Source organism: Halomonas sp. TH-94, from assembly GCF_057473365.1.
Genome location: NZ_JBYCKL010000026.1, coordinates 1 through 12,188, shown reverse-complemented (window position 1 = coordinate 12,188; position 12,188 = coordinate 1). Strand labels below are relative to the sequence as shown.

Sequence of the window (12,188 nt, the reverse complement as noted above, 5' to 3'; positions counted from 1 at the left end):
TGATGAGATCCATTTCCCGCCGTCGCTTTGGCCAGTTGGCCCTGCTGGCCCCCTTTACCCTGGTGATGGGTCGTGAGGCCCAGGCCAATCTGATCGATACCATGCTTGCGCGCGCGCACCTGCCGCGTCACGACAGCGAGGTCTGGATACTCGTCGACGATCGAGACTCCTCCCTGAACGTCTACCGTGGGAATCTCCTCGTCGAGCGCTTCGCTCCCGTTTCGTTGGGCAGATCGGGCGCCGAGACGATGCGGACCTATGGCGGTAACGTTACGCCAAAAGGCGAGTTTCGCGTCAATCGCTTCAATTGGGAGAGTCAGTGGCACATCTTCATAGGAATTGACTATCCTACGCCGTCCCACGCGCGCATGGCGTTGGAAACAGGGCTTTACACGGAGCAAGATTACGCAGATTATTTCGCCTACTACCGGCGCCATGGGTATCCGCCGCAGCAAACCGTGTTGGGGGGCTTCATCGGCATTCACGGCCTCGGTAGAGCAGACCCGGAGGTACATGCCAGTTATCACTGGACTCAGGGTTGCGTGGCGGTCACCGACGCCCAGGTTGAAAGGCTTACCGAGCTGATCGACATTGGCACTCGCGTCGTCATCCGCTAGGCTCAAGTTACGCAAGGGACAATTCGAGCTATGGACAAGCGCCGTATGGTATTATAAAACAGCGTTTGACTCCTGTGCTTGGCAGCAGTCGCTGCAAGAATCCTGCATTGAGCAGGAAAGCCTGGATCACAGGCATCACCAAAGCCGCTGTACGAAACTGTGCAGTACCAAGGAAGACTCAAGGAGAACATCATGACTCTGAAGACCACTCTGAAGCTGACCGCCGCTGCTGCTTCCATGGCCATTCTGGCTGGCTGTGCGACCAACGCTGCTCTGGACGAAGTTCGCCAGACTGCCGAAGCCGCTCAGGCCGACGCTGCAGAAGCTCGTAGCATCGCTACTCAGGCTCAGAACACTGCCAACCAGGCGCAGCGTGACGCCCAGGCGGCCCTGCAGATGTCTGAGCAGAACCGCGATGAAATGAACCGCATGTTCCAGCGCTCCATGCAGAAGTAATTCTGCTGAGTGCCTCATCGCCTTCGGGCGATGGCGGTCTGCAACGAGAAAACCCCGCTTCGGCGGGGTTTTCTCGTTATGGCGTTGCCCAAGCTGCCCTGACGGAATCGTCAGGGCAGCGAAGCGGTGGCTCAGCGGCGATAGGCCTCGAGCTCCGTAAACAGGCCAGAGAGCTGACCGAGCTCGATCTCCGAGAAGAGGCCATCGTCCAGAGTGTCCGGCTGGCTGGGCTCTTGATGCACAGGCTGCTCCTCGGCCACTTTCAACAGCGAGACCAGGCGTCCGTCGGGGTTTTCCACTACCCGGCGCAGCTGGGCGTAGTCGACCGGCGGGCGCTCTTCACCGAAGGCATTGGCCAGGACTTCCATGGCATTGATGATCGGCTCGAAGGTGCCCTGGTTCTCCTCGAGTTGCGGGAAGGACTGAGCGTAGAGCACGCCATCCGCCGACCAGGCGACCTTGAAGGGCTGATCGATGATATTGACCTGGGTGCCGCTGGGGACGCGCTCATAGAGCGATTCGATGTCTTCCGGGAACATGCGGATACAGCCGCGACTGGCACGCATGCCGACCCCATCCGGCATGTTGGTGCCATGGATCAGGTAGCTCGGGAGACCCAGCAGAATGGCATGACGACCCAGGGGGTTGTCCGGGCCCGGCGGTACCACGGCGGGCGGCGGCTCGCCGCGGGCAGCCGCTTCCTCTCGCATGGAGCGGGGTGGCGACCAGTGGGGGTCCTTCACCTTGACGGTGGTGCGGGTCACGCCCACCGGCGTGGCAAAGCCGTCTCTGCCGATGCTGATCGGATAGGTCTCGACGATCCCGGGGCGCGAATAGTAGTACAGGCGCAGCTCGGAAAGGTTGACGACAATGCCTTCACGAGGGGTATCCGGCAGGATGTGCTGAGCGGGAATGATCACCTCGGTGCCGGGGCGGGGTGCCCAGATGCTCACGTCGGGGTTTGCCATACGCATTTCATCGTAACCGGCGTTATGGCGACGGCCGATGTCGAGAAGAGTCTCGCCCTCCTCGACGACGACCGTATAGGCCTCACCGATCACGTTGCCCGCTTCGGGCAGGTGGAAGTGTCCGCGAGGCATCTCCTGGGTTTCGGTAGCGCTCTCCTGCGCCATGGCTGCCGTGGCCAGATAGGCAGCAAGGCCGAACAGGGCGGCGCCAAGACCGATTCGCCTGGCCAGTGTCGGGTTGTTCATCTACGTCATGATCTCGTCATAAGGTCGCCGGGGGTAATAGGCGACAGTCACGCGCCTTCCTAGTCGGGGCGCCGGGTTCGTGTCAAGGCTGCGAATTGGACACCTACGCATAGTATAGCGTTCCCGAACGTAGCGGGAGTCCTGCTGCGCTTTACCATACCGAAACCGTGTCGTTCAGGCGGCCTGGGCCTTGCGGTTGAGCGCGTCGAGCAGCAGCTCTATGGCCTGGAAGCGCGACTCGGCATCCTCCATCTTCTCCTCGAAGCGCAGAGTGTCGGCGCCGTCGAGCCGATAGCGTCGCGGCTCCGTCTGTATCATCTTGACCAGGATGAGCGGATCGACGGCGGTCTGCCCCCCGAAGATGACCCGCCCACGTTCGCTACCGGCTTCGATGCGTACGATACCCAGACGCTCGGCGCGCTGGCGAAGGCGGGTCTGGCGCATCAGGGTCTTGACTGGCGCGGGCAGCAGGCCGAAGCGGTCAATCATCTCTACCTGCAGCTCCTTGAGCTCGGCTTCGTCCGCGGCGCTGCTGATTCGCTTGTACATCACCAGACGCTGCTGAACGTCGGGCAGGTAGTCGTCCGGAATCAGCGCCGGCAGATTGAGACTGACTTCGACTCCCGCCCTCAGAGGCGCTTCGATATTGGGTGTCTTGCCGGCGCGAATGGCGGCTACGGCGCGGTCGAGCATCTCCATGTACAGGGTGTAACCGATGGCCTCCATTTGCCCGCTCTGTTCCTCGCCGAGTAGCTCGCCGGCGCCTCGAATCTCCATGTCGTGGCTGGCCAGGGTGAAGCCGGCGCCGAGATCTTCGGCGGCACCGATTGCCTCGAGGCGTTTGACGGCATCCTTCGAGATGGCCCGAGGCGGTGGGGCGAGCAGATAGGCGTAGGCCTGATGATGACTGCGTCCGACCCGGCCGCGCAGCTGGTGGAGTTGCGCCAGACCGAACTTGTCGGCACGCTCGATGACGATGGTGTTGGCACTGGGTACGTCGATCCCGGTCTCGATGATGGTCGAGCACACCAGCACGTTATAGCGCTTGTGGTAGAAGTCCGACATCACCCGTTCGAGGGCTCGCTCGGGGAGCTGGCCATGGGCCACTGCGACCCGGGCTTCGGGCACCAGGCTGCGGATGGTCTCGGCGGCGGTCTCGATGGTTCGCACTTCGTTATGCAGGTAGTAGACCTGCCCGCCGCGCAGAATCTCGCGCAGGATCGCCTCCTTGATGATCGACTCGTCGCGCTGCTGAACGAACGTCTTCACCGACAGACGGCGTGCCGGGGGGGTGGCGATTATCGAGAGATCGCGAATGCCGCTCATGGCCATGTTGAGCGTGCGCGGAATGGGGGTGGCGGTCAGGGTGAGGATGTCGACCTCGGCGCGCAGCTCCTTGAGGCGCTCCTTCTGGCCGACGCCGAAGCGATGCTCTTCGTCGATGATCAACAGCCCCATATTGGGCAGCTTCATCGATTTCGAAAGCAGCTTGTGGGTGCCGATGACGATGTCGGCCTGTCCGCTCTCGATTCGCTCCAGCGATGCCGCCTGGCCCTTGCCGGCGGTAAAACGTGACACCAGCTCGATCTGTACCGCGGTGTCGGCAAAGCGGTCGCGGAAATTCTCGTAATGCTGTCGGGCGAGCAGGGTGGTCGGCACCAATACCACCACCTGGCGCCCCGAATGCACGGCGAGGAAGGCCGCACGCATGGCGACCTCGGTCTTGCCGAAGCCGACGTCTCCACATACCACGCGATCCATCGGGCGCGGGGCGGTCATGTCCTCGATCACCGCGCGGATGGCGGCACGCTGATCGGGGGTCTCCTCGAAGGCAAAGGTGGCGGCGAAACGGGAGTATTCCTGATCGGGCTCGGCACAGGCGAAGCCTTCTCGGGCCTCGCGGCGCGCGTAGACGTCGAGCAGCTCGGCGGCGGTGTCGCGAATCTTCTCCGCCGCCTTGCGTCGGGCCTTGTCCCACTGCTCCGAGCCCAGGCGATGCAACGGGGCGAGCTCATCGTCGGCGCCGGCGTAGCGCGAGATCAAGTGCAGGTTGTCCACCGGCACGTAGAGTTTGGCACCGTCGGCATACTCGAGGGCGACGAACTCCGCTGCCTGGCCGCCGGCTTCCAGGCGCTCCAGGCCGCGATAGCGCCCCACACCGTGGGTCTGATGCACGACCGGAGAGCCGGGGCGCAGCTCGGCGAGATGACGTATGGCCAGCTCGCCCATATCGGTAGCTTTTTCACGCCGGCGGCTCTGGCGGACGACATCGCCGAACAGCTCCGTTTCGCTGATTACGGCAAGGTCGGGCTGCTCGAGCCACAGCCCGGTACTGATTTCACCTTCGGTCAGCGCCAATCGCGAGCCGGTCCGGCAGAATTCATCGAAGCCGTCGACGTGAGGAAGGTCGAGATGCAGCGGCGTGAGCATCTCTTCCAGCGCTTCGCGCCGACCGCGCGACTCGGCCACGAACAGGACGCGGGTATCGGCATGCTGCTCGAGAAATCGTTGCAGCGCCGACAGCGGCTGCTTGGCGCGGGCATTGATCGCCACTTCCGGCAGCGCAGAGGCGGCCGCAACTTGGCTATGACGATGCTCGCCTGCGGCGATCAGTTCTACCCGGGGGTGGCGCTTGAAGGCGGCGAACACTTCCGCCACCGGAACGAAGGCACGGTGCGGTGGCAGCAGCGGCCGGGTGGGATCGACGCCCAGGTTTTCATAGCGGCTCTCGATCGACTGCCAGTGGTGCTCGGCGGCGCCGTAGACATCTGGGAGCAGGGCGACGCGGGTGGCGTCCGACAGGTGTTCGAAGAGCGTGGCCGTCTCTTCGAAGAACAGCGGGAGGTACTGTTCCAGACCGGGGGATGGAATGCCCTTGAGCGCATCGACATAGAGCGGGCACTGGCGAGGGTCGACGTCGAACAGGGTCTCGAAACCTTCACGGAAGCAGGCGATGGCACTGCGTGACAGGGAATATTCGTGCGCCGGCAGCAGTTCGACCCGTTCGACCTTATCCTGGCTGCGCTGCGTATCGGGGTCGAACCGGCGCAGGGTGTCGATCTCGTCGTCGAACAGATCGATTCGCAGCGGGCTCTCGCTGCCCATGGGGTAGAGGTCGATCAATGCGCCGCGCAGGGCATATTCCCCTGGCTCGTAAACGGTCTCCACGGCGCGATAACCGGCACGGGACAAGCTTTCCCTGAATCCCTCGCGGTCCAGGCGCATGCCTACCTCGAGCGTGAGTACCCGTCCGGCGATGTAGGCAACGGGAGGCAGCCGCTGCATCAGGGTGTTGATCGGCACCAGCACGATGCCATGCTCTCCGTCCTGGAGCCGTCGCAGGGTGCGCAGGCGCTCGGAAACGATGTCCTGATGCGGCGAAAAGCTGTCGTAGGGCAGCGTTTCCCAATCGGGAAACGGCATCACCGGTACGCCGGCGAAGAAACGTAGATCGTTCTCCAGGCGCTGGGCGCTGGCAGTATCCGGGGTGACGACCAGCAGGGGCGCATCGTCTGCCAGGTGGGCCAACGCCAGGGCGGATGCGCTGCCAGGTGGCAGCTGCCAGAAGAGCGTTTCGCGGACGCCCGAGGGGCGAGGTGGTTCGAGCAGCGAGAATTTGGGCATGGTGGCGTCAGGACATCGTCGATCGTGTATGCAGGCCGTTGGGCCGTTCGCAGCGGCGAATCGAATGCAGCTGCAAGGACAGGGAGGGATCATACCAGCCCGATACGACGCTTGTAGTCAAGCCTCGATTTCTGTAATCCCCCTACAGCGCCTGCGACCATCCTTCGATTGCCCCGGTACGGTCCGAACCGGATAATGAGATGAAATTTTCCGATACCAGAGAGGCTTCACGTGACTCAACAACCCCTCGAGACCGTCTTTCAGGAATGGCACGACAATCAGGCGCTTGCCGAACAGATGATTCCACTGATCGGCAGCCTGTACCGCCACAACAACGTGGTCACCACTCTCTACGGGCGGTCGCTGTTCAATCGCTCGGTGATCCGTATCCTCAAGGACCATCGTTTCGTCAGGAAGGTTGAGGGTACCGAGCTCTCGGTGCAGGACACCCTGCCGCTGGTGCAGGCCATGGCGGAGCTCAACCTGGGGCCGGCACATGTCGACGTGGGTAAGCTGGGTGTGGCGTACAAGAAGCGCGGCGGCGGCGATGCCAAGGCGTTCCTGCGTGAGGAACTGGCCGAAATCGTCGACGCTCATGATCCCAGCGGCAACAACGGTCGCTCCAAGGACGTGGTGCTCTACGGCTTCGGTCGTATCGGACGTCTGCTGGCACGAGTTCTGGTAGAGAAGGCCGGCGGCGGTAACCTGCTGCGTCTGCGCGCCATCGTCGTGCGTGGCCGTGGCGACATCGCCAAGGACCTGGAGAAGCGTGCCAGCCTGCTGCGTCGCGACTCCGTTCACGGTCCCTTCGATGGCACCATCAGCGTCGATTACGAGGCGCGTACCATTACCGCCAACGGCAACGTGATCCAGGTGATCTATGCCGACAAGCCGAGCGACATCGACTATACCGCCTACGGTATCGATAACGCCGTGGTGGTGGACAACACCGGTATCTGGCGCGACGAGGCGGGTCTAGGCCAGCACCTGGAGTGCAAGGGCGTGTCCAAGGCGCTGCTCACCGCGCCGGGCAAGGGCAATATCAAGAATATCGTGTTCGGTATCAACGATGGCGATATCGCCGCCGAAGACACCATCCTGTCGGCGGCATCGTGTACCACCAACGCCATCGTACCGGTGCTCAAGGTGCTCAATGACGAATACGGCATTGAGTGCGGTCACGTGGAAACCGTGCATGCCTACACCAACGACCAGAACCTGATCGACAACTACCACAAGGGCGATCGCCGCGGGCGCAGCGCACCGCTCAACATGGTATTGACCGAGACCGGAGCGGCCAAGGCGGTGGCCAAGGCGTTGCCGGAGCTATCCGGCAAGCTGACCGGCAACGCCATTCGCGTGCCGATTCCCAACGTTTCGATGGCCATACTCAACCTGACGTTGGGTCGCGAGACCGATGCGGCGGCGCTGAACGACTACCTGCGTCGCATGTCGACCGACTCCGCCTACCAGAAGCAGATCGACTACGTCGACTCGCCCGAAGTGGTGTCATCCGACTTCGTCGGCAACCGCCATGCCGGCATCGTCGATGCCAAGGCGACCATTGCCAGCGGTAAGCAGGCCGTGCTTTACGTCTGGTATGACAACGAGTTTGGCTACAGCTGCCAGGTGGTGCGCATTCTGCAGCACATCTCCAACGTGCACTTCCTCAAGCTGCCGCGCAGCCAGGGCTGAGCCCGAGCGTGGGCATTCCCGACCTAAGAGGTCGGGAATTTCTGACCTGAGTCATTTTCATTTCAGGCTGGCCGGCGCTTCCCTAGTGCCGGCTCGCTTCGTCGTGGCATGCGGAACAGCTTGAAACGAGCGCGTTTCAACGACTTTTGAACCCTTTGCCCAATAGCAGTAATGCGGCTTCGTTGCCCTTTTTGCGACCTTAGGCCGTGTGGCCTTTGGTCGCGCTTGTCTTTATAATGCTGTGGATTTTTCGGGGTGGTCCGAAGCGACTTCGGGCCTGACTGGTAACGTACTGACCCAACAAGAATTCGAATCCATTCGAACCCCTTTCCTTCGTATTTCCGATCCATCAACTGGGCGAGACTATGATCGAAGTCAAGAAAGGCCTGGATCTCCCCATCATGGGGACGCCCGAGCCGCGCATCGAGGATGCGCGTGCCGTGCGTCACGTGGCTATCCTGGGCACCGACTACGTCGGCATGAAGCCGACCATGGAGGTCCGGGAAGGGGACAAGGTGAAACTGGGCCAACTCCTCTTCACCGACAAGAAGAACGAAGGCGTTCGCTTCACGGCACCGGCTGCCGGTGAGGTCATCGCCATCAACCGCGGTGAGAAGCGCAAGCTGCTCTCCGTCGTGATCCAGATCGACGAGAATGAAGAAGCGGTAGAGTTCACGGCGCACGGGCGCGGCGGGCTGGAAGGCCTCGAGCGTCAGGTCGTGGTGGACCAGCTTGTCGAGTCCGGGCTGTGGACCGCGCTGCGTACCCGTCCTTTCTCACGTACGCCGGCCATCGACAGCGCGCCGGCGGACATCTTCGTCACTGCCATCGATACCCACCCGTTGAGCGCCGATCCGGCAGTCATCATCAACGCGCAGGCCGATGCCTTCGAGGATGGACTCAAGGTGCTGACGCGCCTGACCCAGGGCAAGGTGTTCCTGTGCACGGCGCCCGACGCAGCCATTCCTGGCAGCGGTGTCAATGGCGTGCAGGTGGAAACCTTTGCCGGTCCACACCCGGCAGGTCTGGTGGGAACCCACATCCACTATCTTTCGCCGGTCGCTCTGCACCGCAAGGTATGGCACATCGGCTATCAGGATGTGATTGCCTTCGGCAAGCTGTTTGCGGAAGGCAAGATCGAGACCAGCCGCATCGTGGCAGTGGGTGGGCCGCGTGCCGAAAACCCCCGCCTGCTGCGTACCCGCATCGGTGCCAGCACCGAGGAGCTGTTGGCGGGGGAAATTCTCCAGCCTGACGATACGCGCGTGATCTCCGGCTCGGTATTCGCCGGCTGCACCGCTGAAGGCGGACTGCGCTATCTGGGTCGTTTCCACAACCAGGTGACCCTGCTGGAAGAGGGCAACAAGCGCGCCTTCATGGGCTGGATGTCACCGGGCGCCAATCGTCACTCGGTGTTGGGAATCTACCTGTCGAAGTTCAAGGGTCTTTCCAACTACGCCCCCAATACTTCTACCAATGGCTCCGAGCGGGCCATGGTGCCGGTGGGGGTCTACGAGGAAGTGATGCCGTTGGATATTCTGCCGACCCAGCTGCTGCGCTCGCTGATCGTCGGTGACATCGAGGTAGGTATGCAGCTTGGATGCCTGGAGCTGGATGAAGAGGACCTGGCGCTGTGCACCTATGTGTGCCCAGGCAAGTACGAATACGGTCCCATCCTGCGTGACAACCTCACCATGATCGAGAAAGAGGCCTGATGATGGGTATCCGACAGACACTCGACAATCTCGAACCGCACTTCCACAAGGGTGGCAAGTACGAGAAGTGGTACCCGCTGTACGAAGCGGTGGACACCATCTTCTATGCGCCCCCCAGCGTGACCAAGACAACGGCTCACGTTCGCGATGGCGTTGACCTCAAGCGCATCATGATCACCGTGTGGCTGTGTACCTTCCCGGCAATGCTCTTCGGCATGTGGAACGCGGGATGGATGGCCAATACGGCGATCGCCGACGGTTATGCTTCCATGGGCGGCTGGCGTGAAGCCATCCTCATGACACTGGCTTCCGGGCATGATCCGGGCAGCCTGTGGGCCAACTTCGTTCTCGGTGCCACCTACTTCCTGCCCATCTACCTCGTGACTTTCGTGGTCGGCGGGTTCTGGGAAGTGGTTTTCGCCGTCAAGCGCGGCCATGAGGTCAATGAAGGCTTCTTCGTCACCTCGGTTCTCTACGCTCTCATCCTGCCGGCCACCATCCCGCTGTGGCAGGTGGCGCTCGGCATCACCTTCGGTGTGGTGATCGGCAAGGAGATCTTCGGCGGTACGGGCAAGAACTTCCTGAACCCGGCATTGACGGGGCGGGCGTTCCTCTACTTCGCCTACCCGGCGCAGATCTCCGGCGATGCCGTCTGGGTGGCCGCTGATGGCTATACCGGTGCCACGCCGCTCTCCATCGCCTTCCAGGAGAGCATGGCCGACCTGACCAGCCAGTACACCTGGTGGGATGCATTCCTCGGCTTCGTACCCGGCTCCGTGGGCGAGGTATCGACGCTGGCCATATTCATCGGTGCCGCCGTCTTGCTTTGGACCAAGATCGCCTCGTGGCGAATCATGCTCGGGGTTTTCCTCGGCATGGTTGCGACCAGTGCACTCTTCAACCTGATTGGCTCCGACACCAACCCGATGTTTGCCATGCCCTGGTACTGGCATCTTGTAATCGGCGGGTTCGCTTTCGGTATGGTGTTCATGGCTACCGATCCGGTATCGGCGTCCATGACCAACCAGGGACGACTGATCTTCGGCGCCTTGATCGGTGTGATGACGGTTCTCATCCGCGTGGTGAACCCGGCATTCCCTGAGGGCATCATGCTGGCGATCCTGTTCGCCAACCTGTTCGCGCCGCTGATCGACCACTTCTTTGTTCAGGCCAACATCAAGCGCCGCATTCAGCGCACCGGTGTGCCGGCCGAGGAGACTGCCTGATGGCACAGAGCAATAACTCCATCAAGAAGATCCTGGGGGTGGCATTCGCACTCTGTATCGTGTGTTCCGTCATCGTCTCCACTGCTGCGGTAGCACTGCGTCCCATGCAGCAGCTCAACGTGGAACTCGACCGCAAGACCAATATCCTGCGCGTGGCCAACCTGCACGAGCCGGGTATCGACGTCGAGGCGGCTTTCGCTGAGATCACGCCGCGGGTAGTGGACATGCGTACCGGGGAATACACCGACGAGTTCGACCCGGAGACTTTCGACCACTTCCAGGCTGCTCGCGATCCGGCCACTGGCCGCACCCTCTCGGGTGATCGTGATATCGCCGGCCTGACCCGTGTCGAGAACTTCGCCACCGTTTACCTGGTTGGCGATCCCGATCAGCCCGATCAGATCATCCTGCCCATTCGTGGTCAGGGGCTGTGGGGCCTGATGCGCGGGTACATGTCCATCGAGGGCGACGGCAACACCATCGTGGGTATCACCTACTATGAGCACAGCGAAACGCCGGGACTCGGCGCCGAGGTGAACAACCCGCGCTGGCAGGCGCAGTGGGAGGGCAAGCAGATCTTCGCCGATGAAGAGAGCGTGACCCCCGCCATTCGCGTGGCCCGCGGCAGCGGAACTGGCGATCACCAGGTGGACGGTCTGTCGGGTGCTACCCTTACCGCCAACGGTGTGACCAACATGCTGCAGTTCTGGCTGAGCCCTGAAGGCTTCGGTGAGTATCTGGCGACATTCCGTTCAGGAATCGATCCGGAAGAAGCCCAGGAAGCCGACGTCGAACTCGAAGCTGAAGCTTAAGGAGCGATTATGTCAGCCATTACTCCCAAGGGCGTTCTAACGACGCCGCTGACGAGGAACAACCCCATCGCCCTTCAGGTGCTTGGCATCTGTTCGGCCCTGGCCGTGACCACCAGTATGAGCGTATCGCTGGTCATGACCTTGGCGGTCATCTTCGTCTGTGCATTCTCGAACCTGTTCGTCTCGCTGATTCGTCAGCACATTCCTTCGTCGATTCGTATCATCGTGCAGATGACCATCATCGCCTCGTTGGTCATCGTGGTGGATCAGGTGCTCAAGGCATTCGCCTACGAAATGTCCAAGCAGCTCTCGGTCTTCGTCGGCCTGATCATCACCAACTGTATCGTGATGGGGCGTGCCGAAGGCTTCGCCATGCAGAACACGCCGGGATTGTCGTTCCTGGACGGCATCGGTAACGGCCTGGGCTATGGCCTCATCCTGATGGTGGTCGGCTTCGTGCGCGAGCTGTTCGGCTCAGGCAGCGTGTTCGGCTTCACCGTGCTGGAGACCGTCCAGAACGGTGGCTGGTACGTACCTAACGGCCTGCTGCTGCTGCCGCCATCGGCGTTCTTCATCATCGGCCTGCTGATTTGGGCTATTCGTGGCATGCACCCGGAACAGGTAGAGGCCAACGAGTTCAAGATGAAGCACAATACCGAGCCGAAGGAGGCTGTGTAACATGGAACACTATATTAGCCTTTTCGTCGCCTCGGTCTTCGTCGAGAACCTGGCTCTGGCGTTCTTCCTCGGCATGTGTACCTTCTTGGCGGTTTCCAAGAAGGTCTCGGCGGCCTTCGGTCTCGGCATCGCGGTAATCGTGGTGTTGACC

10 protein-coding genes are annotated in these 12,188 nt (G+C 61.7%); 8 read left to right on the top strand and 2 right to left on the bottom strand.

All coding sequences use genetic code 11. From position 1 onward, the window contains the following. Positions 1 to 2 precede the first annotated feature (2 nt). Together AC2VNO_RS04665 and AC2VNO_RS04660 are read left to right on the top strand one after the other, a co-directional pair. Positions 3 to 617 (top strand): L,D-transpeptidase family protein, encoded by a 615-nt coding sequence (locus tag AC2VNO_RS04665; RefSeq protein WP_486933039.1) that lies wholly within the window; start codon positions 3 to 5, stop codon positions 615 to 617. Positions 618 to 809: 192 nt separating this feature from the next. After that, entirely contained in the window at positions 810 to 1,073 is a 264-nt protein-coding gene (locus AC2VNO_RS04660; protein WP_228574461.1) for an Lpp/OprI family alanine-zipper lipoprotein, read from the top strand. A gap of 131 nt (positions 1,074 to 1,204) precedes the next feature. Here the strand turns inward: AC2VNO_RS04660 and AC2VNO_RS04655 are convergent, their stop codons facing one another. Together AC2VNO_RS04655 and mfd are read right to left on the bottom strand one after the other, a co-directional pair. Then, complete coding sequence (locus AC2VNO_RS04655) at positions 1,205 to 2,287, bottom strand: L,D-transpeptidase family protein (protein ID WP_486933038.1); 1,083 nt, start codon at positions 2,285 to 2,287, stop codon at positions 1,205 to 1,207. 174 nt (positions 2,288 to 2,461) lie between these two features. After that, on the bottom strand, positions 2,462 to 5,911 hold the full coding sequence (mfd, locus tag AC2VNO_RS04650; protein ID WP_486933037.1) for a transcription-repair coupling factor: 3,450 nt from the start codon (positions 5,909 to 5,911) through the stop codon (positions 2,462 to 2,464). Between the two features lie 231 nt (positions 5,912 to 6,142). Here mfd and AC2VNO_RS04645 point away from each other — a divergent pair, with 231 nt between their 5' ends. The 6 genes from AC2VNO_RS04645 to AC2VNO_RS04620 all read left to right on the top strand — a co-directional run. Then, a complete protein-coding gene (locus tag AC2VNO_RS04645) occupies positions 6,143 to 7,606 on the top strand; it encodes a glyceraldehyde-3-phosphate dehydrogenase (RefSeq protein WP_486933036.1) in 1,464 nt (487 codons plus the stop codon). Positions 7,607 to 7,971: 365 nt separating this feature from the next. Beyond that, positions 7,972 to 9,321: a Na(+)-translocating NADH-quinone reductase subunit A gene (locus AC2VNO_RS04640; protein WP_228574453.1), complete on the top strand. Its 1,350-nt coding sequence runs from the start codon at positions 7,972 to 7,974 to the stop codon at positions 9,319 to 9,321. Further along, positions 9,321 to 10,547 (top strand): NADH:ubiquinone reductase (Na(+)-transporting) subunit B, encoded by a 1,227-nt coding sequence (locus AC2VNO_RS04635; RefSeq protein ID WP_228574451.1) that lies wholly within the window; start codon positions 9,321 to 9,323, stop codon positions 10,545 to 10,547. Before AC2VNO_RS04640 ends, AC2VNO_RS04635 begins: the two co-directional genes overlap by 1 nt. Further along, the gene (locus tag AC2VNO_RS04630) at positions 10,547 to 11,359 is read left to right on the top strand and encodes a Na(+)-translocating NADH-quinone reductase subunit C (RefSeq protein WP_228574449.1); all 813 of its coding nucleotides are present in this window, start codon (positions 10,547 to 10,549) and stop codon (positions 11,357 to 11,359) included. Before AC2VNO_RS04635 ends, AC2VNO_RS04630 begins: the two co-directional genes overlap by 1 nt. A 9-nt stretch (positions 11,360 to 11,368) precedes the next feature. Continuing rightward, positions 11,369 to 12,037: an NADH:ubiquinone reductase (Na(+)-transporting) subunit D gene (locus AC2VNO_RS04625; RefSeq protein WP_228574447.1), complete on the top strand. Its 669-nt coding sequence runs from the start codon at positions 11,369 to 11,371 to the stop codon at positions 12,035 to 12,037. A 1-nt stretch (position 12,038) separates the two neighbouring features. Next, positions 12,039 to 12,188 (top strand): Rnf-Nqr domain containing protein (locus tag AC2VNO_RS04620; protein WP_486933055.1); only part of this gene is annotated, 150 nt, incomplete at its 3' end.